The sequence below is a fragment of the Nocardiopsis sp. RV163 genome, from assembly GCF_001029525.1.
In the GTDB taxonomy this organism is placed as follows: Bacteria; Actinomycetota; Actinomycetes; order Streptosporangiales; family Streptosporangiaceae; genus Nocardiopsis; species Nocardiopsis dassonvillei.
The window spans coordinates 1-23,597 of record NZ_LEKI01000087.1 but is presented as its reverse complement, the minus strand read 5'-3'; the positions used below and the strand labels follow the sequence as shown (position 1 = coordinate 23,597).

The 23,597-nt window shown below is 72.6% G+C and carries 25 protein-coding genes and 2 tRNA genes; 16 read left to right on the top strand and 11 right to left on the bottom strand.

The window, feature by feature from the left end:
- The first annotated feature begins 443 nt into the window (after positions 1-443).
- From ABD54_RS16130 to ABD54_RS16120, 3 genes are all read left to right on the top strand, one after another.
- On the top strand, positions 444-1,241 hold the full coding sequence (locus ABD54_RS16130; protein ID WP_047870312.1) for a class I SAM-dependent methyltransferase: 798 nt from the start codon (positions 444-446) through the stop codon (positions 1,239-1,241).
- A 143-nt stretch (positions 1,242-1,384) separates the two neighbouring features.
- On the top strand, positions 1,385-2,626 hold the full coding sequence (locus ABD54_RS16125) for a phosphatidylserine/phosphatidylglycerophosphate/cardiolipin synthase family protein (RefSeq protein ID WP_047870311.1): 1,242 nt from the start codon (positions 1,385-1,387) through the stop codon (positions 2,624-2,626).
- Positions 2,627-2,717: 91 nt separating this feature from the next.
- The gene (locus ABD54_RS16120; protein ID WP_047870310.1) at positions 2,718-3,479 is read left to right on the top strand and encodes a class I SAM-dependent methyltransferase; all 762 of its coding nucleotides are present in this window, start codon (positions 2,718-2,720) and stop codon (positions 3,477-3,479) included.
- Between the two features lie 34 nt (positions 3,480-3,513).
- Here the strand turns inward: ABD54_RS16120 and ABD54_RS16115 are convergent, their stop codons facing one another.
- Together ABD54_RS16115 and ABD54_RS16110 are read right to left on the bottom strand one after the other, a co-directional pair.
- Positions 3,514-3,732: a hypothetical protein gene (locus ABD54_RS16115; protein ID WP_047870309.1), complete on the bottom strand. Its 219-nt coding sequence runs from the start codon at positions 3,730-3,732 to the stop codon at positions 3,514-3,516.
- A 182-nt stretch (positions 3,733-3,914) separates the two neighbouring features.
- Positions 3,915-4,976: an FAD-dependent monooxygenase gene (locus tag ABD54_RS16110; RefSeq protein ID WP_047870308.1), complete on the bottom strand. Its 1,062-nt coding sequence runs from the start codon at positions 4,974-4,976 to the stop codon at positions 3,915-3,917.
- A gap of 68 nt (positions 4,977-5,044) precedes the next feature.
- Between ABD54_RS16110 and ABD54_RS16105 the strand changes: the two genes are divergently transcribed.
- Positions 5,045-5,374 (top strand): hypothetical protein, encoded by a 330-nt coding sequence (locus tag ABD54_RS16105; RefSeq protein WP_235432080.1) that lies wholly within the window; start codon positions 5,045-5,047, stop codon positions 5,372-5,374.
- Positions 5,375-5,462: 88 nt separating this feature from the next.
- Here the strand turns inward: ABD54_RS16105 and ABD54_RS16100 are convergent.
- Positions 5,463-5,535, bottom strand: a tRNA-Arg gene (locus ABD54_RS16100).
- A gap of 420 nt (positions 5,536-5,955) precedes the next feature.
- On the opposite strand from ABD54_RS16100, the gene ABD54_RS16095 reads away from it, so the two are divergent.
- The gene (locus tag ABD54_RS16095; RefSeq protein WP_047870307.1) at positions 5,956-7,059 is read left to right on the top strand and encodes a M15 family metallopeptidase; all 1,104 of its coding nucleotides are present in this window, start codon (positions 5,956-5,958) and stop codon (positions 7,057-7,059) included.
- 61 nt (positions 7,060-7,120) lie between these two features.
- Here ABD54_RS16095 and mscL read toward each other — a convergent pair whose 3' ends face one another.
- The 4 genes from mscL to ABD54_RS16075 form a co-directional block, all read right to left on the bottom strand.
- Positions 7,121-7,528: a large conductance mechanosensitive channel protein MscL gene (mscL, locus tag ABD54_RS16090; protein ID WP_047870306.1), complete on the bottom strand. Its 408-nt coding sequence runs from the start codon at positions 7,526-7,528 to the stop codon at positions 7,121-7,123.
- Positions 7,529-7,632: 104 nt separating this feature from the next.
- Positions 7,633-8,289 (bottom strand): SAF domain-containing protein, encoded by a 657-nt coding sequence (locus ABD54_RS16085; RefSeq protein ID WP_047870305.1) that lies wholly within the window; start codon positions 8,287-8,289, stop codon positions 7,633-7,635.
- 201 nt (positions 8,290-8,490) lie between these two features.
- Entirely contained in the window at positions 8,491-8,844 is a 354-nt protein-coding gene (locus tag ABD54_RS16080; protein WP_047870304.1) for an FmdB family zinc ribbon protein, read from the bottom strand.
- A gap of 219 nt (positions 8,845-9,063) precedes the next feature.
- Positions 9,064-9,708 carry a 5-formyltetrahydrofolate cyclo-ligase gene (locus ABD54_RS16075; RefSeq protein WP_047870303.1) on the bottom strand — a complete coding sequence of 215 codons (645 nt, stop codon included), beginning with the start codon at positions 9,706-9,708 and terminating at the stop codon, positions 9,064-9,066.
- 157 nt (positions 9,709-9,865) lie between these two features.
- On the opposite strand from ABD54_RS16075, the gene galU reads away from it, so the two are divergent.
- The 8 genes from galU to ABD54_RS16035 all read left to right on the top strand — a co-directional run bounded on the left by galU (position 9,866) and on the right by ABD54_RS16035 (position 16,429).
- A complete protein-coding gene (gene galU, locus ABD54_RS16070; RefSeq protein ID WP_047870302.1) occupies positions 9,866-10,804 on the top strand; it encodes a UTP--glucose-1-phosphate uridylyltransferase GalU in 939 nt (312 codons plus the stop codon).
- Between the two features lie 136 nt (positions 10,805-10,940).
- Positions 10,941-12,173 carry a gephyrin-like molybdotransferase Glp gene (gene glp / locus ABD54_RS16065; RefSeq protein WP_047870301.1) on the top strand — a complete coding sequence of 411 codons (1,233 nt, stop codon included), beginning with the start codon at positions 10,941-10,943 and terminating at the stop codon, positions 12,171-12,173.
- 138 nt (positions 12,174-12,311) lie between these two features.
- A complete protein-coding gene (gene moaC, locus ABD54_RS16060) occupies positions 12,312-12,821 on the top strand; it encodes a cyclic pyranopterin monophosphate synthase MoaC (protein WP_047870300.1) in 510 nt (169 codons plus the stop codon).
- Positions 12,814-13,326: a molybdenum cofactor biosynthesis protein B gene (locus ABD54_RS16055; protein WP_047870314.1), complete on the top strand. Its 513-nt coding sequence runs from the start codon at positions 12,814-12,816 to the stop codon at positions 13,324-13,326. The genes moaC and ABD54_RS16055 overlap by 8 nt, the downstream gene beginning before the upstream one ends.
- 250 nt (positions 13,327-13,576) lie before the next feature.
- Positions 13,577-14,296, top strand: a complete 720-nt coding sequence (locus ABD54_RS16050) for a GNAT family N-acetyltransferase (protein WP_047870299.1) — start codon at positions 13,577-13,579, stop codon at positions 14,294-14,296.
- 395 nt (positions 14,297-14,691) lie between these two features.
- The gene (locus ABD54_RS16045) at positions 14,692-15,327 is read left to right on the top strand and encodes a hypothetical protein (protein WP_047870298.1); all 636 of its coding nucleotides are present in this window, start codon (positions 14,692-14,694) and stop codon (positions 15,325-15,327) included.
- Positions 15,328-15,426: 99 nt separating this feature from the next.
- Positions 15,427-15,500 (top strand) — tRNA-Ala (locus tag ABD54_RS16040).
- Positions 15,501-15,808: 308 nt separating this feature from the next.
- On the top strand, positions 15,809-16,429 hold the full coding sequence (locus tag ABD54_RS16035; RefSeq protein WP_047870297.1) for a TetR/AcrR family transcriptional regulator: 621 nt from the start codon (positions 15,809-15,811) through the stop codon (positions 16,427-16,429).
- 173 nt (positions 16,430-16,602) lie between these two features.
- Here ABD54_RS16035 and ABD54_RS16030 read toward each other — a convergent pair whose 3' ends face one another.
- Positions 16,603-17,328 (bottom strand): response regulator transcription factor, encoded by a 726-nt coding sequence (locus ABD54_RS16030; protein WP_047870296.1) that lies wholly within the window; start codon positions 17,326-17,328, stop codon positions 16,603-16,605.
- A 1,127-nt stretch (positions 17,329-18,455) separates the two neighbouring features.
- On the opposite strand from ABD54_RS16030, the gene ABD54_RS16025 reads away from it, so the two are divergent.
- On the top strand, positions 18,456-19,037 hold the full coding sequence (locus tag ABD54_RS16025) for a hypothetical protein (protein WP_047870295.1): 582 nt from the start codon (positions 18,456-18,458) through the stop codon (positions 19,035-19,037).
- A 42-nt stretch (positions 19,038-19,079) separates the two neighbouring features.
- Here ABD54_RS16025 and ABD54_RS16020 read toward each other — a convergent pair whose 3' ends face one another.
- From ABD54_RS16020 to ABD54_RS16010, 3 genes are all read right to left on the bottom strand, one after another.
- Positions 19,080-19,388: a sec-independent translocase gene (locus ABD54_RS16020; protein ID WP_047870294.1), complete on the bottom strand. Its 309-nt coding sequence runs from the start codon at positions 19,386-19,388 to the stop codon at positions 19,080-19,082.
- 256 nt (positions 19,389-19,644) lie between these two features.
- Complete coding sequence (locus ABD54_RS16015) at positions 19,645-19,848, bottom strand: cold-shock protein (RefSeq protein ID WP_013155080.1); 204 nt, start codon at positions 19,846-19,848, stop codon at positions 19,645-19,647.
- A gap of 309 nt (positions 19,849-20,157) precedes the next feature.
- Positions 20,158-21,792, bottom strand: a complete 1,635-nt coding sequence (locus ABD54_RS16010) for a dolichyl-phosphate-mannose--protein mannosyltransferase (RefSeq protein ID WP_047870293.1) — start codon at positions 21,790-21,792, stop codon at positions 20,158-20,160.
- Positions 21,793-21,923: 131 nt separating this feature from the next.
- On the opposite strand from ABD54_RS16010, the gene rsmI reads away from it, so the two are divergent.
- Both rsmI and ABD54_RS16000 read left to right on the top strand, forming a co-directional pair.
- Complete coding sequence (gene rsmI / locus ABD54_RS16005) at positions 21,924-22,781, top strand: 16S rRNA (cytidine(1402)-2'-O)-methyltransferase (protein ID WP_152692047.1); 858 nt, start codon at positions 21,924-21,926, stop codon at positions 22,779-22,781.
- Between the two features lie 89 nt (positions 22,782-22,870).
- Complete coding sequence (locus tag ABD54_RS16000; protein WP_047870313.1) at positions 22,871-23,533, top strand: AIM24 family protein; 663 nt, start codon at positions 22,871-22,873, stop codon at positions 23,531-23,533.
- Positions 23,534-23,597 lie beyond the last annotated feature (64 nt).

The window sequence follows — 23,597 nt, the reverse complement described above, 5'->3', positions numbered from 1 at the left end:
GGGCCGGGGCCGGTGGGGTTTCCGCCCCGCCGCTTCGCCCTCTCGCGCTCCTCCTCGGCCTCCCGGGTCCACCCCTCCCAGGAGCGGTACTCCACGACGGGCAGTCCGGCGAACTCGGTCAGGTGGTCGTGGAAGGTCAAGGGGACTCCCGCGGGTTCGGAGGGTGTGCGCGGTCATGCATAGCAGCACACTCCGACACCGGGGCCTCCACCGGGGCGCGGGGGCGGCGGTTCGTGATCGACCGCCACGACCGGACCGCGCCGGGGTTCGCGGAGCGCGTGGTCGCCCGCCGCGTCTCCTGAACGGCGAACGGCCGGGGACGCGAGATCCGGCCCTCCTCCTTGGGGGCACGGGGATGTCCGAAAACCGGGCGCACGCGGCTCTCCGGGGCGGACGCGGCGCTGCGGCGGGACTTCCCGCGGGCGCGGTGTGACAGTGGTCCCATGGCTACGCACAGCGAACTGCGAGACTTCTGGGAACGCCGTCTCGAAGGCGACTGGACCGAGAGCGGCGTCGGCTACCGGGCCCTGGGCCGCCCCTTCAACACGTGGATGTACAAGGTGCGCGAGGAGGTGTTCCTGCGCGAGGCCGCCCGGCTGACCCCCGGCCGGTCCGGCGCCAGCGTCCTCGACGTGGGCAGCGGCACCGGCTTCTACGTGCGCCTGTGGGAGCGGATGGGCGTCGGCGACGTCACCGGGTGCGACATGACCGACGCTGCCGTGCAGCGCCTGCGCGGCAGGTTCCCCGACCACGGGTTCGTCCGCCAGGACGCCGCCGACCTCGACGCCTTCGACGACGACTCCTTCGACGCCCTGTCCTGCATGGACGTGCTCTTCCACATCACCGACGACGAGCGCTACACCCGGGCCATCGGCGAGTTCTCCCGGGTGCTGCGCCCCGGCGGCCTCCTCGTGATCTCCGAGAACTGCCTGCGCCGCCCCGAGCAGCGCGGCGAGCACCAGGTCAACCGCACCCTGGAGTGGATCACGGACACCGCGGACCGGGCCGGGTTCGACCTGGTCCGCCGAGTGCCCATGCTCATGCTGATGAACGCCCAGGTGGACGCTCCCGCGCCCTGGCGCAAGGCGTGGGGCGGGGCCCTGCGCGCGGCCACCCTCACCGCGCCGACCGGGTGGCTCGCGGGCGCGGCGCTCTACCCGCTGGAGCGGCGCCTGGTCCGGGGCCGCAGCGAGAGCCCGACCACGGAGCTGGTGGCGTTCCGCCGCCGGGAACCGGGGTAGGAGGAGAGTCCTGTGTCACGGGGGACACGGGGCGAACGCACCGCCGTCCGCCGGTGCCCCGGGATACGGTTGACGTCCACTTTGTACCAGGGGCGTCCGCGGCCGGGCCCGGCACCGCGGAGGTCCCTGCCCGGGAGGCGACTGTGCGACGCTCCACCATCACCTCGGCTGCCAAATGGGGGCTCGTCGGGCTGGCGGCCACACAGGTCGCCGTGGCCGCGACCCTCATGGGGGTCAACCACTGGCGCAGGAAGGTGCGGCCGCACCGGGCCTTCTTCCCCCGCACGCCGCCCGCCGAGCTGCCCGTGGGCGACACCGGGACCACGGCGACCGTGTACACCTACGGCGAGGACCTGTTCGAGGACATGATCGCGGCGATCCGGGGGGCCCGGCGCCGCGTCCTGTTCGAGTCCTACATCGTCAAGGACGACCGGGTGGGCCAGCGGTTCAAGCGCGCGCTCATCGAGGCGGCCGACCGGGGCGTCGAGGTGTACGTCGTCTACGACGGCTTCGCGAACCTGGTGGTGCCCCGGTCCTTCTTCCGCTTCCCGTCCAACGTCCACGTGCTGGAGTACCCGATCCTGCGCCCCGGCTTGCTGCTGCTGAACATCCGCAAGTCCGGCCGCGACCACCGCAAGATCCTCACCGTCGACGGCGAGGTGGGCTTCGTCGGCGGGTACAACGTGGGCTCGCTCTACGCCACCGACTGGCGCGACACCCACATGCGCGTGACGGGCCCGGCGGTGTGGGAGCTGGAGAACGCCTTCAGCGACTTCTGGAACATGAACCGGCGGCCCCTCCAGCCGGATCTGGAGAACTTCGGGAACTCCGACTGGGACGCGCACTTCCGTGTGCACCGCAACGTGCCCGAGATGCTCATCTACCCCATCCGGGCGATGTTCCTGGAGGCCATCGACCGGGCCAAGGAGCGGGTGCTGTTCACCCAGGCCTACTTCATGCCCGACCGGGAGTTCCAGAACGCCCTGGTCGAAGCGGTCGAGCGCGGTGTGGACGTCAACGTCCTCGTGCCGGAGGAGTCCAACCACGTCGTCGCGGACTGGATCTCCCGCAGCCAGTACTCGGTGCTGCTGCGCGGCGGCGTGCGCCTGTGGCTGTACCGCGACGCCATGGTGCACGCCAAGACGGCGACGGTGGACGGCCGCTGGTCCACGATCGGCACCGCCAACGTGGACCGGTTGAGCCTGACGGGCAACTACGAGATCAACGTGGAGATCTTCGACGAGGGCGTGGCCGCGCATCTGGAGCGGGTCTTCGCCAACGACCTCGCCAACGCCCGCGAGCTGACCGAGTGGGAGTGGCGTGACCGCCCCTGGTACGCCAAGTTCGGCGAGGCCGTGCTGGCGCCCTGGCGGCCCTTCCTGTGAGCCGCGGGGGCGGGCGCCGCCTCCCCGGAGGGAGCCGCGCCGGGCTGGTACTTTCTCCGGTGTACTCCTCCTCCAGCGCACGGGAGCGTTCATGGAACCCGACTTCGACGACCCGTCCCTGAAGGCCGCCCTCGCCCTGCACGAGGGACAGGAGCGGCAGGGGCCCGGGTCGGTCGGGACCACCCGCCTCCTGCTCTCCCTGGCGTCCCCCCTGCCGCGCGAACCGCGGGTGCTGGACCTGGGCAGCGGCACCGGAGCGGCCTCGCTGGTCCTGGCACGGGAGCTGGAGGGGGCGCGGATCACCGCGGTGGACCTGTACCCGCCCTTCCTGGCCGACCTGGCGGCCGCCGCCGAGGCCGCGGGCGCGGCGGACCGCGTCACCACGCGGACCGGCTCCATGGACGACCTGGGCGACCTCGCCGACGGCTCCTTCGACCTGGTGTGGAGCGAGGGCGCCGCCTACAACGTCGGGTTCGCGCACGCGCTCGCCTCGTGGCGCCGCCTGCTCTCCCCCGGGGGCGCCCTGGTGGTCACCGAGTGCGGGTGGACCACGGACGAGCCGTCGGCCGGAGCCCGCGCCTACTGGGACGCCGCGTACCCGCTGAGCACCACGGCCGAGAACGTGGCCGCGGCGACGGCGGCCGGGTACACCGTCACGGCCGCCTACCTGCTTCCGTCGAGCGACTGGGAGGACGCGTACTACGCCCCGCTGGAGGCGAGGGCCGCGCTGACCGACCCGGACGACCCGCACGCCGCGGCCGCCGCCGCCGAACTGCGCCGGGAGATCGCGGTGTACCGCGAGCACGGCCACGAGTACGGCTACGTCGGCTACGTGCTCCGGCCGCGTCGCTAGACCGCGCCGCACGGGCCGCCGGACGGGCGCCCGCTCAGGAGCGGCGGCGCTTGGGCGGCGGTCCGAGCCGGTTGGGGAAGAACGGGTCCGGCTCAGTCTTGCGGGGCCGGGGCCCGCCCCAGTGCTGGGGGCCCGGGTGCGGGGTGCGGTGGAGCGCCCCGGCGATGGCGGCGGGCGAGCCGCCCCGCTGCCGGGCGGGTGCTCTGCCCGGCTCCTCGGCCTGCCCGTCCCGGAAGTGCTCCGCGTGCGCCATCCGTGTGACCTCCCCCGTCCGGTACCTGCTCCCGCTCCATGATCGGACGAGCCGCCCCCGGTGTCATGGCGACACGTGGGCGAAGCGGCACCGTTGACCGGGGAGAACGCGGACGCGCGGGGCCCGGCCACGGATCGGCCGGCTCCGGGGCCGCGCCGGACGGCCGCCGGGTCGCGCGCCCGTCACCCGTCCGCCGCGGCGTGCCGCTCACCGGCGCGCCGGATGCGGCGCTGGACGAGGCCGCGGACGCCCGGGAGCAGGACGGCCCGGATCGCCAGGTCGTTCATCCACACGTGTGCGCGGCTGGAGGGGGCGTACTGGCGCGTCCCGCGCCGGGCGAGCGCCTGCCGCCTGCGGGTCTCGGGGCGCAGGCCCGCCTCCCACCGCGCCAGGGCCCCGGTGACGTCGCCGCCGTGCCGCTCCAGGGCGTCGCCGAGCCGGTCGGCGCCGCTGAGCGCGAGGGCCGCGCCGTACCCGGCGAACAGGGAGGGGCACCAGACCGCGTCGCCCAGCAGCACGACCCGGCCGAGGCTCCACCGGTCCGCGCGGACCTGGCTGACGGAGTCGAAGTAGGCGCCGGACGGGTCGGCGCGCAACTGGCGGAGCACGTCGGGCACGCCCCCGCCGAGGTCGCCGAACGCCGCGGTGAGCGCCCGGACCGGTCCCCGGGCCAGTTCGGTGTCCGGATCCGCGCAGCGGTAGGCGAAGAAGGCCGAGGACCGGCCCGGACCGAGATCGACCACCGCCGCCGTGCGCCCCGGCCCGATGAACGTGGTGCCGGTCCCCTCGGGCACGTCCTCGGGGAGCCGGTCGAGCGGGAGCGCACCCACGACGTGGTCCAGGTCGACGCGGAAGTCCGCCTCGGGGCCGAACACGGCGGCACGGACGCCGGAGCGCAGCCCGTCGGCGCCGACGAGCAGGTCGGCGCGCTCGGTGGTGCCGTCGCTGAGCCCGACCCGGACGCCGTCGGCGTCCTGGGCCACGTCCACGGCGGTGGTGCCGAATCGCAGGACCGCGCTGCCGCGCACGGCCTCGTACAGCGCCGATTCCAGGTTCTCCCGGAACACGGTGAGCGCCCGGTCGCCGAGGGCGGCCCTGGCGATCTCGGGAGGGAAGGCGAACTTGCGCCGACCGTCGGCCCTCACCAGGACCGTGGAGAACAGGCCGATGTCGCTGGCCGAGAGCGCGGGGAGGAGGCCGAGGCGCTCGGCGGCGTCGTATCCCCACCCGACCAGGTTCACCATGTAGCCGCCTCTGCGGCGGGCCGGGGCGCGCCGGTACGGGCGCGGTCGCGGACAACCTGGCCGAGGCCGTGCTGGCGACCCCGCCGACGGTCCTCCTGGCGCTGACCAGGCTCATGGCCTCCCGGCCGGAGCTGGCTGGACGCGTGCGCGCGGTCCTCGGCGACCGCACGGCCGGTCTGGAGGCGGTCGAGACCGCGGCCGCGGACTACCTCACCGCGGAGCGGCGCCTGGGGCGCCTCCACGGGAGCGCCGACCCCGAGGCGCTGGCGCTGGCGGTGGTCGGCGCGGTCCACCACCTCGTGCTCACCGGCGCGCGGGACTCCGTGGTCGGCGGCCGGGTCCGGCGGACGGTGGCCGCGCTGGTCGCGGGTTTCACGGAGGCGGCCGACCGCCGGTAGCCGCCTGCGGGAGCCGTGACGGGCCCCGGAAAGCACCGCGGGCTGCTGCGAGCCGGTCGAAGACCGGCGAACAGCAGCCCGCGCTATGCGGCCCCGGCAGGATTCGAACCTGCGGCACCCGCTTTAGGAGAGCGGTGCTCTATCCCCTGAGCTACGGAGCCATGGGTCCGGCACGGGTATGTCTTACCCCGTCACCGGACCAAGCCTAACCCAGGATGGACGTGGATGGGGTGTCGGTCCGTCTCCGGCGGGGACGGTTGGGGGACTCTGCGTGCATGGCGGAGTACGCTGACCTACGATTGGTTGTCCTGGTGCGGTGTGACGTTGTTCATGGCGCATGTCGTGTTATGGCCGCATATGTACCATCGATAACGATGGGGGAGCGGGCTCGGCGTTGACCGGCCCGGCGGTGACCAGGTGTTTCACCGAAGCCCGGAGCAGAGGGCGACGGGGCGGGGTGGGGCCCGTCCGCGACCCGCTCCGTCCGGTGGGCCGATCTCGCGTGGCCGCATGTGGACATGTAGTACGTTGCCTTGCGGTCACGGGTAGGTGTTCGAGGAAAAGCAGCCGGAGGATCATTCGTGCCGTTCACTTCTGATGCGGCGCGGCGCAGGTCCCGCGTACCGGGCGGCGGGGCGCTCACCGCCTTCGCCCTGGCCTACCGGGTCCGCTTCGCACAGGCGCTGACGCTCACGCTCGTCACCGCGCTCCTCGTGGCGCCGGTGCCCGTCGGCGTGCTGGAGCCCGCCGAGGCGAGCCTGGAGGAGTTCCGCGAGAGGGCCGAGACCGCCTCCCAGGAGCTGGAGGAGGCCAACCAGGACCTCGTCGACCGCCAGGAGGCGTTGGAGGACGCCCAGACCGAGCTGGTCCAGACGATCTACGACCTCCAGCAGACCGAACTCGAACTCAACGAGATGCGCGAACCGCTGGCCCAGTTGGCCAGCACGCTGTACAAGCAGCCCGACGGCGGCATGCTCGCCGTCCTGGCCTCGGGGTCGCTCACCGAGGACCTGCAGACCCAGTCCTACGCGGCGAAGATCTCCGAGGACAACCAGGCGCTCATCCAGGACGCCACCGACCTGCGCGAGGAGCAGGTCGAGCTGGCGAGCCAGGCACAGGAGCTGCAGACCACCACCCAGCTCGAACAGGTCGAGCTGGCAGCGGACATCGAGGCCCTGCGCGAGCGCTCCGAGCAGACCACGAACGAGCTGGTGCAGGAGCTGGAGGACCGCGGCATCGACCCCGAGGCCTACATGGCCGCCGGGGACTGCGACCCGGACGCGGCCGCCAACGCCCAGGGGGCGGCCAACGGCCTGCTCCCGGCCAACTCCCTGTGCGACCTCTACGACGACAAGAAGCTGCGAGCCGACGCGGCCGTGGACTTCCTCCAGCTCAACGCCAGGTACGTGGACGAGTACGGCGAGAACATGTGCATCACCAGCGCCTACCGCGACCTGCCCAACCAGCACCGGGTCTACGGACAGGTCGCGCCGGGCTTCGCGGCCGTCCCCGGCACGAGCAACCACGGCCTGGGCCAGGCGATCGACCTCGGCTGCGGCATCCAGAACTACCGGTCCGACCGCTGGCTCTGGATGGAGGCCAACGGTGCCGACTTCGGCTGGCACCACCCGGCCTGGGCCAAGTCCAGTCCCTTCGAGCCCTGGCACTGGGAGTACACCGGCTGACCTCCGGCCCTTCCGTGGGGCGGTCCCGCACGGGGCCGCCCCACGGCGCGTCCGACCGGCCTCAGGCCGCGGTCTCGGGCACCAACTCGCTGGTGCAGTGGGCGCAGCGCGACGCCTTCTTGCTGATCTCGCTGAAGCAGTGCGGGCACTCGCGGGTGACGGCCTCCTCGGCCTCGACGAAGCGCTCCACCACCTTGGCCACGGGCAGGACCACGAAGAAGTACAGGATCGCTGCGGTGATGAGGAACGAGACCAGCGCGTCGATGAACGCCCCGTACAGGAACCGGCTCCCGTTGATCTCGAAGTAGAGGTCGCTGAAGGTGGGAACCCCGCCGAAGATGCCGATCAGCGGGGTGATGAACCCCTCGGTGAACGCGGTGATGAGGTTGGCGAAGACCGCGCCGATCACGACCGCGACCGCCAACTGCACCAGGTTGCCCTGGAGCAGGAACTTCTTGAAGCCTTGCATGGATACAAGCCCTACATACTCGTGGTGTCCGTACGGGCGCCGGAGCGGGGCCCCTGGCGGGGGCCCGCGGCGCCCGGCCAGCTTTGCCCACTGGAGGTCGCCGGTCAACCGCGGATGGTGATGGACAGCCGCGAGCCGGCCGCGTGGCCGGCCAGGCTCCTGGCCTCGACGGGCGTGGCGGCGACGACGATCAGCGCGCCGCCCTCCCCGCCGACCGGGGACTCCTCCTCCGGCAGGGCCAGGACGGGGCGGTCGCTGACCACCTCCACGGCGGGGCCCGCCCGGGCCGGCGCGAGGTCGCCGCCCCCTCCGGCGGCGAGGACGTCCACCCGGCTGCCGGGGGAGAGCAGGCCCACCGCGCCGGGGTCGGCCACCCGCACCGGGACGGCGACCAGGCCGGGGCCGTAGGCCCGTGCGGGAGGGTCGGCGAGCCGGGCGTCGGTGATCACCTCCCCCCGGCGCACCGGGGCGTTGAGGCGCAGCCCGGCGGTCGCGGTGTCGGCCGCGAGCGCCCCGCCCGGCACGGACCCGGCGGGCAGGTCCCGGGCGGTGAGGTCGCCCTCGGTGAGGTGGTCCGCGGCTCCGAGGTCGCGGGAGGCGACCAGGACACGTGTGACGGGCGCGGGTGGAGGGCGTACGGCCAGGACGGCGCTCAGGAGCGCGGCGGCGGCCAGGAGGGCGGCGACGGCGCGCCGGTGCCGGTCCAGGAGCCGGGTGAGCGCGCGACGGTGCCGGTAGGGGAGGGGTGCGGCGTCGGTCATACCCTCAACGCTAGGCTGCGGAGGTGCCGTTCGGAGGTTGTCCACAGGCCCGATCGCGCGGGCCGCGCACCGGGTCGGACCGCTGAGGGGGCCGGAGGGGGAGGCCCGGGGCCGGACGTGCCGCGTAGCGTTCGCCGGGGCCGGACGTGCCGCGCGCCGCCGAGGGGTCGGCGGCGCGGTGGCGGTCAACGGCCCGGCGGGTCAGCTCGTCGCGGCGGTGGCGCTGGTGCTGGGGGCCTTGCTCGTGGTGCTGCCGCCGGTGTCCGATGAGGAGCTCTTGGCGTCCGAGGAGGCGGAGGAGGAGTCGGTGGAGTCCGAGTTCCCGCTGTCCTTGCTCTCGGAGGAGCCCGAGCCGGTCAGCACGGAGCTGTTGGAGGATTTGCCGCTGTCGGTGCGGTAGAAGCCGGAGCCCTTGAAGACGATGCCCACGGCGGAGTACACCTTGCGCAGGCGGCCCTCGCACTCGGGGCAGACGGTCAGAGCGTCGTCGCTGAAGCTCTGCACGACCTCCATCTGGGCGCCGCACTCGGTGCACGCGTACTGGTACGTAGGCACTGTTCGGGTCCTCCTTGCTGGCACTCTCGCCCGTTGACTGCTAAATAGTACGCGCTCGCCGACCGGAGCCGTGACAGGGCCTCGCCCACGGGGAGCGGCGCGGGGGCGCGAACGGCCGGGCGTCGGGCGCCGCCGGAGCGCGACCGCCAGCGACAACGCCCCCGGGGCCCGGGTTAATCCCGCCCGCGTCTCCAGCCCCCGCGGTCCGGCCGCTCCCGCTCAGCCCCTCCCGCTCAGCCGCTCCCGTTCGGCCGGTCCGCCCGGCCACACGCCCGCGCCGAGGACCCGCACCCCGCCGGACGGGGTGACCACGGCGTCCACCGGCCGGTCGTGCGGCTCGGCGGGCAGGGACTCCACGAACTCCTCGTCGTGGACCAGGGCGATCGCCGGGGCGTGGGGCCCCTTGCGGGCCAGCGCGCGGTCGTAGCACCCGGCGCCGCGCCCCAGGCGCGTCCCCCGCCGGTCCACGGCCAAGGCCGGGCAGACCACGGCGTCGGCCCGGGCCAGCGCGTCTGGCCCGTAACGGCGGCCCACTGGCTCCAGCAGCCCGTGTCCGGCCGGGGCCAGGGAGTCCGGCCCGTCGAAGGCGGCCCAGTCCAGCTCGCCGCCGGGCAGGAACACGGGCAGCAGCACGTAGGAGCCGCGCTTCCACAGCGCCGCCACCAGCTTGCGGGTGTCGGGCTCCCCGCCCACGGAGTAGTAGCAGGCGACCGTCCCGCCCATGGCCAGCCATGGGACGTCCAGCAGCGCGTCGCGGACCGCCGACCCGGCCCGGGCGCGCTCCTCGGGGCCCCGGGCGCGCCGCCGCTCCAGGAAACCCCTCCGCAACCCGGCCTTGGCCCCACGCGGTTCGCTCTCACCCATGGCCCCAGTCTGGCACCGCACCGAACCGGCCGGTTGCCCCGCGCGGTGAACACGCGGTGGCGGGCCGCCCTCCGCGGCCCGAAACGATCCGTACTTCTTGGCGCCCCCCTGTGTGTGGAGGCGCGGAGACGGCCGACCGCTGGCCTAAAGTGCCGACATGAACGACTCCACCGACCAGAAGCGGCCCTCCGGTTCCGTGTCCGTCACGAAGGCGGTCGTACCCGCCGCGGGCCTGGGCACGCGTTTCCTGCCCGCGACCAAGGCCACGCCCAAGGAGATGCTGCCGATCGTGGACAAGCCCGCGATCCAGTACGTCGTGGAGGAGGCGGTGGCCGCCTCCCTCCAGGACGTACTGATGATCACGGGCCGCAGCAAGCGCTCCATCGAGGACCACTTCGACCGGGCCTACGAGTTGGAGGAGGCGCTGGAGGCCAAGGGCGACGACGCCCGGCTGCGCTCGGTGCGCGAGTCCAGCGACCTCGCCCAGGTGCACTACGTCCGCCAGGGCGAGCCGCGCGGCCTGGGCCACGCGGTGCTGTGCGCGGAGGCGCATGTGGGCGACAACCCCTTCGCCGTCCTGCTGGGCGACGACCTGATCGAGTCCGCCGACCTGCTGCGCCGCATGATCGAGGTGCGCGAGCGCCACGGCGGCAGCGTCGTCGCCCTCATGGAGGTCGAGCCCGAGCAGGTGTCCCTCTACGGGTGCGCGGGCATCGAACCCACCGACGAGGAAGACGTCGTCACCGTCACCGACCTGGTCGAGAAGCCCGCTCCCGAGCAGGCGCCGAGCCGCTGGGCGATCATCGGCCGCTACGTCTGCGACCCGGCGGTATTCCCCGTCCTGCACGAGACCCCGCCCGGCCGGGGCGGCGAGATCCAACTGACCGACGCCCTGCGCGAGCTGGCCCGGCGCAAGCCCGAGGACGGCGGCACGGTGCACGGCGTCCTCTTCCGCGGCCGCCGCTACGACACCGGCAACAAGGCCGACTACATCCGCACGGTCGTGGACTTCGCCTGCCGCCGCCCCGACCTCGCCGACGAACTGCTGCCCTGGCTGCGCGACTTCGTCGACCGCGCGCGGGCCCAGCGCCCCTGATCGGGGACCCCGGGCGCCCCGGCCGTGGCCCGGCGCGCCGCATACGGGGCCGGACACGGCAAGAATGGGGCGTGAGCCGTCTCCTGAGGGAGGGGAGGCGGGGCCACCACAGGAACCGCGAACCGGGAGGAACCCCGTGAAGAGCGTCGAACAGCACGTCGCCGACGTCCTGGCACTGATCCCCGACCCCGTGCCGACCGAGCTGGACCTGCTCCAGGCACACGGCACCGTGCTGGCCGAGGCCGTCACCTCGCCGGTGTCGCTGCCGGGGTTCGACAACTCGTCCATGGACGGGTACGCGGTGCGCGCCGCGGACCTGGAGTCGGCCTCGCCGGACAACCCCGTGCGGCTGCCGGTCGTGGCCGACATCCCGGCGGGGGACCCCTCGCCGACGGCGGTCCTGCCGGGCAGGTCCGCCCGGATCATGACCGGCGCGCCCATGCCCTCGGGGGCGGACGCGGTGGTCCCGGTCGAGTGGACCGACGGCGGCACGGCCAGCGTGGCCTTCGACCGGCCGGTGAAGGAGGGCAACGCCGTGCGCCGCGCGGGGGACGACGTCACCGCTGGCGCCACCGTGCTGCGGCCCGGCGTGCGAGTCGGCCCGGGGGAGATGGGCGTCCTGGCGGCCGTCGGTCGCCGCTCGGTGCCGGTCTACGCCCGCCCCCGCGTGATGGTGCTCTCCACCGGCGAGGAGCTGGTCGAGCCCGGGCGCCCACTCGGCCCCGGCCAGATCTGGGAGTCCAACAGCTTCATGATCGCCGCCGCCGCGCGCGACGCCGGGTGCGAGGTGCACCGCCACGGGTTCGTGGGCGACCACCCCCAGACGGTGCGCGACACGCTGGACGACCTGCTGGTGCGCGCCGACGTCGTGGTGACCACGGGCGGCGTGAGCATGGGCGCCCACGACGTGGTCAAGGAGGTGCTCGTCCGCGAGGGCACCGTGGAGTTCGTCCAGGTGGCGATGCAGCCGGGCAAGCCCCAGGGCTTCGGCGTCATCGGCCCGGACCGGACCCCCATCATCACGCTGCCCGGCAACCCGGTGAGCGCCTTCGTGTCCTTCCAGGTCTTCGTCCGGCCCGCGCTGCGCCGCCTGCGCGGGCTCGACCCCCGGCCGCTGCCGAGCATGCGCGCCCTGCTCACCTCGCCGGTCACCTCCCCGCCCGGGCGCCGCTCCTTCCTGCGCGCGGTGCTGGAGGAGTCCCCCTACGGTCGCGACGCCGAGCCCACGGTGTCCCCGGCGTCGCACCAGGGCTCGCACCAACTGTCCGCCCTGGCCGGGGCCAACGCGCTCGTGGTCGTGCCCGAGGAGGTGACCGAACTGGCCGCGGGCAGCCGCGTCCAGGTGGTGCGCCTGCCCGAACCGGCCTGAGCCGTCCCCGCCCGGGGCCGCGGACCCGTGGACCGGGGGCCCCGGGAGTGCCGTACGGTCGTGGTGGCGCGCTCCGGCGCGCCCGGACGAGGCCGACCGGCCGCGTCCCGCGTTCCGAGCGGAGGAGTTGGCGGGCCCATGACCGACACCCCACGGCGGGAGGGGGCCGACCACCCCTCAGGGTTCACCCACCTGGACGGATCCGGCGCCGCCCGCATGGTCGACGTCTCGCAGAAGTCGGTGAGCGCGCGCACCGCCACCGCTTCGGGCCGGGTGCTGCTCGGCCCCGAGGCCGTCGCCGCCCTGCGCGGGGGAGAGGTGCCCAAGGGCGACGCCCTGGCCGTCGCCCGGATCGCCGGGATCCAGGCTGCCAAGCGCACCCCCGACCTGGTGCCCCTTTGCCACCCCATCGCGGTGCACGGGGTGGACGTGGACCTCACCGTCGTGGACGCGGGCGTGGACATCAGTGCCACGGTCCGCACCGCCGACCGCACCGGTGTGGAGATGGAGGCGCTCACCTGCGTCATGGCCGCGGCCCTCGGACTGGTGGACATGGTCAAGGCGATCGACCCGGCGGCCGAGGTCACCGGGGTGCGCGTCGAGGAGAAGACCGGAGGCAGGAAGGGCCGCTGGAGGCGTGGTGACTGACGCCCCGGTCCCCCGCGTGGCGGTCGTCACGGCTTCCAACCGGGCGGCGGCGGGAATCTACCCGGACCGCTCCGGACCGGTCGTGGCCGAGGGGCTGCGCGGGATCGGCTGCGCGGTCGTGGGGCCGTGGGTGGTCCCCGACGGCGAACCCGTGGCCCGGGCCATCGGCCGCGCCCTGGACGAGCGGCTCGACGCCGTCGTCACCACCGGGGGGACCGGGCTGACCCCGCACGACCACACGCCCGAGGTGACGCGCGCGCTGCTGTCCTACGAGATCCCCGGGATCGCCGAGGCGCTGCGGGCCGCGGGCCGGGACAAGGGCGTGCCCACGGCTATCCTGTCGCGCGGCCTGGCCGGGGTCGCCGAGCGCGGGGGGCACCGGATGCTCGTGGTCAACCTGCCCGGCTCCCGAGGCGGCGCCGCCGACGGGATGGAGGTGCTGGCGCCGGTGCTGCGGCACGCGGTGGACCAACTGCGCGGAGGCGACCACGCCCGCTCCGAATGACACCGGACAATGACCGGAATCACATCCCGGGCATTCCGAACGTTGAGAATTCCTTGGGGTAGGGCCGGTTTTCGGTACGGGAGTATTGGAGTTAAGAATCATCCGATTCTTGCCCGCTGGGGTGACCGCAGCCATGCCGCGCCCGGGGGAGTGGAATACTGGAGCCCGTCACCGGCGACGGGAACCCGACGCCTCCGCGTCCGGTGTCGCAGCGCTGGGCTACGGTGCCGAGGGCATCGAAGGGACGGTCGTGAATCGCAGACATGGGTGGCCCGTCACCCTCCAGGAGGGCCCGGTCGTACTCCGGCCACTGCGGCTCCGCGACGCCCCGGCGCTCCGGGACACGCGTTCGCGCAACGAGCAGTGGCTGCGCCCCTGGGAGCCCACCTATCCGGAGATGCCGCTGCGCACCACCGGGCTCACCCCCTACGTCTCGATGCTCCAGTCCATCCGCCACGAGGCCAGGCAGGGCCTGTCCATGCCCTGGGCGGTCCTGTACGACGACAGGTTCGTCGGCCAGGTCACGGTGGGGGCCATCGTGTGGGGCTCGGCCAGGTCGGCGCAGGTCGGGTACTGGATCGACAGCGCCCACGCCGGGCTCGGCATCACCCCGACCGCGGTCGCCCTGGCCGTGGACCACTCCTTCTTCCGCGTCGGGCTGCACCGGATCGAGGCCAACGTCCGGCCCGAGAACCGGGCGAGCAGACGCGTGGTCGCCAAACTGGGCTTTCGCGACGAGGGCGTGCGCAGGAGACAGCTGCACATCGACGGGGCCTGGCGCGACCACATCTGCTACGCGATCACCGCCGAGGAGGTCCCCCGGGGGCTGATGTACCGGTGGCGCCACGGGTCCTCTTCCGGGCCCTCCGGAGAACCCGGTTCCGGCCCGGGTTCCGCTTTGGGGCCACAGGACCCGAACGGCGGCCGGGATCCGCGCGATCCGGCGAGTCCGTACCCGGAGCCGAACTGAACGTGCCAACATCACAGAAGCATCCGGAGCTTAAACCTGACTTTAGTGACATTGACTCATTACTTTGCGTTGAATTGGGACTGCACTCCGCAGTCACCGGCTGACCTGTGCTTTCACCCCCGGGGTCAAGGCGTCCGAAACTGAGAGTCCACAATCTTGCGACACTCCGGTCGGAATGTGGCGCATTTATGGACACGGGGTCGTACCGTGCGGAACATAGACGCATTGACGATGCGGGCAACGCGTGGATATGGCGCACCGGAAACTCCCCGGGTCCGGGGAGGGACGGGGGCGGCCTTCCCCGGAGGGACGTCTCCGTCCCCCGGGGCACCACGCGGCGCGGTGTCGACGAGGTGTCGATCAACGTCCAGTGGCCGTCATCGTGAGGAGGGGTGATGAGCAGCTCTCCTCTGTACCTGACCATCGTGGTGGTGTGGCTCATAGTCCTGGTGCCGATGCTGCTGCGGAAGGACCCCGACACCTTCCACGAGGACCCGCGGGAGGAGGGCGAACCCGCGGAGGCCGAGGCCCGGGACGACACCGGGGAGCGTGCGCAGGGCCCGGACGCCACCGAGACCCGGGTCCTGCGCCGTGACGATTACGACACCGCCCCGGCGGAGGCCCCCGCGCACGGCGGGGACTCGCCGCGTCCCGGGCGCTACCGCGCCGAGTCCGGGCCGCGCGCCCGCGTCATCGCCCGCCGCCGCCGTCGCACCACGACGCTGACCCTGGTGAACGCCGCCACCCTCGTGGCCGTGGCCCTCGGCTTGGGGCCCTGGTGGGTGGCGGTCCCGCCGGTGCTGCTGTTCGCCGGACACCTGGCCCTGCTCCGGGAGGCGGCCAAGGCCGACGCCGAGCGCAGGGAAGCGGCCCTGCGGGCCCGCCGCCGGGAGGTCCTGCGCGCCCGCCGGGACGAAGCGGAGCGGCGGCGCGAAGCCGAGCGGGAGGCCGAGGTGATCGCGCTCAAGGAGCGGCGCAGCCAGGTCTACGACCAGTACGCGGACGCCCGGCTGCGGGCGGCCGGGGACTGACCGGGCCCGGGGCCTGACCGGCGGCCCCGGTCCGGAGCCGATCCGGGAGAAGCCGGTTCGGACCACTCCGGGTTTCCTGCTAATGTGGATCACGTCTTCGGGGCTATGGCGCAGTCCGGTAGCGCACCTCGTTCGCATCGAGGGGGTCTGGGGTTCAAATCCCCATAGCTCCACCGCAGACAGCAAGGCCCCTCCCGGGTACGGGAGGGGCCTTCGCCGTGTTCGGGGGGCGGTCCCGGGAGATCTCCGGTGCGGAGGGGCCCGCACGGCGCCCGGCAGGGCGGGGTCCGGTCCGGAGGCGGTGCTGCTGTTCCCTGCGGCGGGAGGTCGTTTCCGGACCGGAGCCCCGAGTGTCACCGGCGAAGCGGCTATCCCCTGTCGCGGGGCGGCCGGTACCCCTCCAGCCTACTCCCCGCCTCCGCTGCGGGGCAGGCCTAGGCGATCTTTACAGTGGCAACCCGCCGTCGTAGGGTGCGGGGTCATGGCAGACGGATACCACCACGGGAACCTCAGGGCCGCCGTCCTGGAGAAGGCGGCCGAGGTCATCGCCAGGGAGGGGCCCTACTCCTTCAGCCTGCGCTCGCTGGCGCTCGAACTCGGGGTCAGCCACACCGCCCCCCGGCACCACTTCGGCAGCCGCGAGGGGGTGCTCAACGCCCTGGCCACCGAGGGCTTCCGCGAACTGGCCGCGCGGCTGCGGGCCAACCGGGAGTCCGGCGGAGGCTTCCTGGAGGCGGGTGTGGAGTACGTGCGCTTCGCGACCGGCCACCCGGCGCACTTCGACGTGATGTTCGCTCCCGGCCTGCTGAGCGACGACCACGCCGAGCTGAACGCCGCGCGCACGGCGGCCTTCGACGAGCTCCGCGCCGGTGTGGAGTCCCTGGCCGAGGAGGGGAGGGAGGTAGAGGACGCGGCCGCCGCCATGGTCGCGGGCTGGTCGGTCGTGCACGGCATCGCCACGCTCTCCCTCACGGGGAACCTTGAGGGCTCGGGGTTCGGGGACCTGTTCCGCGACACCGACCTGCTCACCGTCACCCGCCGCAGCGCCGGGCTGCTCTTCGGCACGTCCTGCGCGGGCCGGAACCCCTCCGCCGGGGAGTAGGGCCGCCCGGCTCCCGACCGGCCGCGGGGCGCGAGCCGAACCGCGCCGACGCCCCTGTGCGGTCCGCCGCGCGCAGGACGCGCCCGCGCGGGCCCTCCCGGCGCCCCCGATGGCGGACGGGCCCCAGCGCCCGGCTGGCGGTCGCGGGCCGGGCGCGGCGCGGCCGGGAGGTCTCAGCGCCCGGAGACGTACTCGGCCCGGACGGCGTAGATGGCGGCCTCGGTGCGCGAGTGCACCTGGAGCTTCTCCAGGATCTTGCGGACGTGGTTCTTGACGGTGTTCTCGGTGATGAACAGCCGCTCCCCGATCTCCCGGTTGTTCAGGGAGCGGGCCAGCAGCTTGAGCACCTCGGTCTCGCGCCGGGTCAGCTCGGGGATGGTCGCGCGGCTGGGCGGGGCGCTCTCCTGCTTGGCCAGCTCGGCGAACTCACCGATGAGCTTCGTGGCCATCGCCGGGTTGATGAACGAGTCGCCCTTGACGATGGCGCGCACCGCCTCGGCGAGTTCGGTCACCGAGATGGCCTTGAGCAGGTAGCCCGTCGCCCCGGCCTTGAGGGCGTCGAAGAGGTCGCTCTCGTCGTCGCTCATGGTCAGCATGATGAACCTGGTGTTCGGCACCGCCTCACGGATGCGCGAGCAGGCGTCTATGCCGCTGGTGTGCGGCATCATCACGTCCATGATGACCACGTCCGGACGCAGTTCGGCGGCCAGGCGGACGGCTTCCTCCCCGTCGTTGGCCTCGTCGACCACGTCGATGTCGGGCTCCTCGTCCAGGACCGAGACCAGGCCCCGGCGGAACAGCGCGTGGTCGTCCACGACCATGGCGCGGATCGGGGCGGACGGAGCGGCGGGCTCCCCGGGACAGGGGGCCTGCGCGGGGAAGAGGGGGTGTGCGCTCATGGGTCGTCTACCCGTCCCGTCCCTGGCCGAGTGACGGGCTCTCGCGCACCGGCGAGCCGGGTCTGTCCGGGCGGACGCGGTGCGGGCATGTCCAACCTCCGACCAGGAGGAGAAGGGCCGGCCGGGGGAGAGAGACGCGCATGGAGACCTCCTGCTGGGGCTGCTCATTGTCTCATGTGCGCTCGGTGAGCGGAGTGGTAACGGAAGAACTCACCGCCCGCTACCCCGGGCGCGTCCGGGGGAAACGGTGCGAACGGCACCGGGGAACGGCCGCGGAAGGGCGCCGCCGCAATGGGGCAGAGAAGGGGGGACGGGATATGCGGTTTCGTGCATGACCGAAACACCTGTTCTGGAGGCCCCTCTCCGGGGGTGCGCCCGGGTGGCTGGACCGGGGGCGCCATGACGCAGAGTCACGTTCAGGCAGAACGGATGTGATGGTGCAAAGCTGGGCATAGCTCTGCTTTCCGACATTAAGTTCAACAGGTTCTCCCTGGTAACAGCCCGTGTTGATCTCCGGGGTCGCCCCAAGTGCGCCGCCGGATATCCCGATTTCCCGTCCCAGGGAAATGGGAACGCCGTCGCTCTCCGTTATATTCATGGTGTGGATTTGACCTGGAGCATGTCTTGTTTTTGCAGGCCGCCAAGCTGTCAGGTGTTCTGCCTGCGGCAATGGAAGCCCTTCTGAACTGGGGAAACAGGTCAGGTTTCGGTTATTTGAGCCATGCTTCAGCGGGCCTCGGTAGTGCCCGTGCCATGAAACAATGAACATTCGTCCACGGGTCTTGCGGATCGAGAGAGTTCTGCGCCATTGTGGTTCCGGGATGGGCTGGAAGCCAATACGAAAGGTAGATGCCATGACCACGCACGTGATTACCGCCCGTGACAGCGGGTGGTCCTGGCTGTAACCAGCCCGCCGAAAGGGTTCCGCCGAACCCCGGCACAGGGACCCGACCGGACCCCCGAGGGCCGGTCGGGTCCTTCTTCGTCCCGGCTCCCGCCGTCCGTACCGCACCGCCGCCGGAAGGACCGAGGACGGGGATTTGACCGAGCGCGGCACCGGGTAGGGATCCGGACACCGAACCCCGGCCCCGGCAGGGGCCCACCGCGCGACCGTGAAGGGGCGGACCGTGTCCGACTCCCCGAAGTACCCCGGCGGATACCACCCCGAAGAGTTCCCGCCCCAGGACCCCCCGGCCACGCCGCGGGAGCACCGGCCGCCGCCGGAGACCGCACCGGCGGGGGGGTACGAGCCGCCGCCCCCCGAGCCCCCGCTTCCCGGGCCGCGTGAGACCGCGGTCGAACCGGCGGAGGAGGAGCCCGTGGTCGCGGCTGAGCGCTTCCGGCGCACCACACCGGCCCGGCGCAAGGTCATCCCCGCCCGCAGGACGGGCGGGCACTGGCGGCTGCTCGCGGGAACGACGACCTACGTGATGGTGGTCGGCGGGATGGCGGACTACGTCGATCCGCAGACCCGCGCGCTCGCCCACCTGGCGTTCTGGCTGCTCATCGGGGGCGCGTTCCTGGTCACGCTCAACCGAGAGCGCCGCCACGGCTGGGAGCCGGGCCCGCGCTGGCCCTGGCTGGCCGGGGCCTTCGGCGGGGCGCTGGCGGTGGAGGTCCTGGTGCTGGCCTTCGGGTCCCCGGCGATCATCGTGGGCTCGGTGATCCTGCTGGGCCTGGTCCTCTTCGTGCTCATGCTCGTGGGATGAGGCCGACGCGCGGGGAGGGGGCGCTCCGGCCGGGCGGCCGCGTCAGGTGGCCTCGTCGTCGAAGGGCGGGCGCTTGCCGTTCAGCCGGGCCGCGGGCTTGCTCTCCTGATCCTCTTCCTCCCAGAAGTGCTTCTGCACGAAGCGCCGGGGGTTGAGGTCCTGCACGTCGAAGTCCTTGAACTCCGGGCCCAGCCCCTCGCGGATGTCGTTGGAGGCGGAGTTGGCCATCGTCCGCAGTTGGCGCAGCACCCTGCCCACCTGCTGCGCCGCCTTGGGCAGCTGGTCCGGACCGAAGATCAGCAGCGCGAGCAGGAGGAGGACGACGAACTCTCCTCCGCTGATGTTGAACATGCGCGACCTCAGTCCTTCGGTGTACCGACCGGCTTCAAGCAGGTTAACCGGTATCGGCAGGCTTGGGTAACCTCGCCCCGGTCGTCCCCGAAGGGGGGTGGACGCGGGCCAGCCCCCCGCTCGACGAGCGGAGGGCTGGGCGCGGGCGCTCCACCCGGTCCCGGCTGCTCGGGTGCGCCGTCAAGTAAGGGAACGCGGACGCGGACGGTGCCGTCGGGCGACCGGGAACTCCGTCGACCGCGTGGAAAGGACGACTCTAGACCGCTTTGACGTCAGCGGCCTGCGGGCCCTTGGGGCCCTGGATGATGTCGAAGGTGACCTTCTGGTCCTCTTCCAGGTTCCGGAAGCCGGTGCCCGAGATCGCCGAGTAGTGGACGAAAACGTCGGGCTGACCGCCCTCGACGGCGATGAACCCGAAACCCTTCTCAGAGTTGAACCACTTCACGGTGCCCTGAGCCATGTGCACTCCCTTGGGGACTACTGCGGGGCCGCACCCTGCTGGCCCCGGGCCGCCGGGCGCCTGACCGGCGGGTGAATCCCGCACCGGCGAGCGCCCACGTGAAGTTCCGCGAGGCGCCCCGGGCATCCATGGAAACTACAACAGCAACCAGTTGCTGACAGTACCAGGGAGGGTGCCGCCCTGCCGAGGCCCTCCACGCGGGAATCGCGCTCTTTCCCTGTCCTGTTTCGGCAACTCGCAACTGTTGATTTCCGTTCGCCGTGCCACTAATGGGGCATGGCTGATACGGGCGCGCCGGGACGCCGTTCACTAACCGCCGTTGCCGTAGATCCACACGTCGAACCACATGCGTTCACGCCACATACCCTCGTCGATCGGATACGCCGACAACACCGGGTAGAAGTAGGCGAAATTGGCCACGATCAACAGCAGGACCACGCCGTAGACGATGCCGCCCACCGCTCGCGTGTAGGGGGCGAAGCGCGGACTGTCCTCCCCGGCCCCCATCGCCAGGCCCAGTGCCAGCACGATCGCCAGGACCAGGAAGGGCAGCAGCGGGGCCGCGTAGAACAGGAACATGGGCCGGTCCGGGTAGGCGAACCACGGCAGCCACCCCGCGGCCACGGCCAGCAGCACCGCCCCGGCGCGCCAGTCGCGGAAGGTCACCCACCAGCCGAGCATCACCGTCAGCGCGAGCAGGCTGGACCACCAGATGACCGGCGTGCCGATGGAGACCACCGAGGTGACGCAGTCGCCCGTGTCGCACGAGGCGACCTCGCCGTTGTAGTGGAACATCACCGGCGTGCGCATGACCAGCCACTCCCACGGCGCGGAGATGTAGGCGTGGTCGCTGGTCAGGTCGGTGTGGAAGGTCATCATCCGCTGGTGGTAGTCCACCAGGCTCCACAGCGCCTCCACGGGCTCCCTCAGGAGGCCGGGCACCCACTCGGGCAGCATGCCGTCCGCGAAGTCGCGGTTGTAGCCGCCGCGAGTGAACAGCCACCCCGACCACGAGACCAGGTAGACGACCCCCGCGACCACCACGGTCTGTACGAACGCCGGGATCGCGTCGATGCCCAGCCACCGCCAGAAGAAGCCGCGCTGGCCGACACTGCTTCGGGCCCCGTAGTCCCACGCCACCGTGAGCAGGCCGAACGCCGCGACGAAGAACAGGGCCGACCACTTGGTGCCCACCGCCAGACCGAAGCACAGTCCGGCCGCCAGCCGCCACCAGCGCATCCCCAGCCAGCGCATCGACGCCAGGTCCCCGCCCGCCTCCGCCAGGCGGGCCATCCGCTCCCGGGTGCCGTCCCGGTCGATCACCAGGCACGCGAACCCGGCCAGGACCCACAGGGTGAGGAAGATGTCCACCATGGCGATGCGGCTCAGCGTGAAGTGCAGGCCGTCCAGGGCCATGATCAGACCCGCAGTGCAGCCAAGCAGCACCGAGCGGGTCATCCGCGTGGCCAGCCGCACCAGGATGAGGACCGAGAGCACCCCGGCCACGGCGGAGGCGAACCGCCAGGCCTCGGGGGTCATGGTCGTGCCGAAGGGCAGGAGCGACCACAGCCAGTCGCCCAGGGCGATCATCCACTTGCCCACCGGCGGGTGCACGATGAAGTCGCCCGCGCCGGTGAAGATGTCCTGGTACCCCTGGGCGAGCAGGTCGTCGGCCTCGACGGGCTCCTCGACGGTCTCGTGCTCGTAGCCGAAGTGCTGGAGCCCGTAGGCGTCCTTGGCGTAGTAGGTCTCGTCGAAGTAGATCCGGTCCGGCTGGCCGAGGTTGAAGAACCTCAGCGCCCCGGCGAACAGCGCGACGGCGAAGGCGCCCAGCCAGCCCAGCCAGCGGGGCGCGGGGTTGACGGGCAGGAAGCGGGCGCGTATCCGCGCCGACCGCGGCGAGGGCGAGGGCTCTGCCTCGGAGAAAGGTGCGGTGGTGGTCATCTCGGCTCGTAGGTTGGGGTCGGAGATGGTTGTCCCTTGCGGACGGACCACGAAACCAGGTTTCGGATGGCGTGATGAGCCAACCGTAGCGCGACAGGACGGGGATCACAGTGGTAGAGGGTGGAGCTGGGATGAGTGGGGGGAGGGGAACCCTGACGCTCGCCGGTGTGCCCATCGGGAACGTGGATGACGCGCCGCCCAGGCTGCTGCGCGCGCTGGAGGGCGCCCGCGTCATCGCCGCCGAGGACACCCGAAGGCTACGCCAGTTCGCCTCCCGCGCGGACGTGCGCCTGGGCGGGGAGGCGGGCGCCCGCGTCGTGTCCTACTACGACGCCAACGAGAGCCGCCGCACCGACGAGCTGCTCGGGGACCTGCGCGCGGGGAGCGACGTCCTCGTCGTCACCGACGCCGGGATGCCGGGGGTGTCCGACCCCGGCTACCGGCTGGCCGCCGCCTGCGCGGGAGAGGGCATCCCGGTGACCGCCATACCGGGGCCGTCCGCGGTCACCACGGCGCTCGTGGTCTCGGGCCTGCCCACCGACCGCTTCTGCTTCGAGGGCTTCCCGCCGCGCAAGGGCCTGTCGGGCTACCTGGCCGACCTGGCGGCCGAGCGCCGCACGATGGTGTTCTTCGAGAGCCCCCACCGCGTCGCCGCCACCCTGGAGGCGATGGCCGCGGCCTTCGGCGCCGACCGGCGCGCCGCCGTGTGCCGGGAGCTGACCAAGACCTACGAGGAGGTGCGCCGGGGCGGCCTCGGGGAGCTGGCGGTCTGGTCCGCCGAGGGGGTGCGGGGCGAGATCTCGCTCGTGGTGGAGGGCGCCCGCCGTGACCCGGGGACGGTCGGGGACGCCGACCTGGTCGCCGCGGTCTCCGGCCTGGAGGAGGAGGGCGTGCGCCGCAAGGAGGCGATCACCCGTGTGGCCAGGGAGTTCGGTGTCCCCAAGCGCCGGGTCTACGACCTGGCGCACGGGGTCGTGTCCGCCGACTGACCGAAAACGGCGGGCCCCCGGCGGAACCTTTCCGGTTCCGGAGCGTCTGACCGGGTGAAACAGCCAGACCGTCGATGGGGGACACGTTCATGAGAAGCAACCTCTTCCAGCAGGCCCAGGAGACCAGCGAGCCGGGTATGCACCTGCAGAACCACAAGATGCTCCGGGTGGGCCTCAACGGCGAGTTCTTCGCCCGCCAGGGCGCCATGGTCGCCTACCAGGGCCAGGTCGACTTCTCCTATGAGGGGTCCGGCAGCGTCAGCAAGTTCTTCAAGAAGGCCTTCACCGGTGAGGGACTGCCGCTGATGAAGGTGTCCGGGCGCGGCGACGTGTTCCTGGCCCGCGACGCCTGGGACGTGCACCTGGTGGACCTGGAGGACGACCACCTCACGGTCAACGGCGACAACGTGCTCGCCTTCGAGGCCGGGCTGAGCTGGGACATCCGACGCGTGGAGGGCGCGGGCATGGCCGCCGGGGGGCTCTTCAACACGGTCTTCAGCGGCCGGGGCAGGGTGGCCATCGCCTGCCACGGAGCCCCGGTGCTGATCAACGTCGACCAGCCGACCTTCGTGGACACCGACTCCGCGGTCGCCTGGTCCAGTTCGCTGAGCACGGGCGTGCGCCGCACGGCCAAGGCGGGCGCGCTCATCGGCCGGGGCAGCGGGGAGGCCCTCCAGCTCTCCTTCGAGGGCCAGGGCTTCGTCCTGGTGCAGGCCTCCGAGGGCGCGCCGGTCGCGGTCCAGACGGCCTGACCCGGTGGGCGAGGGGCACCGGGGCGTGTGTCCCGGTGCCCCTCGCCCACCGGCCCGCCGCGCC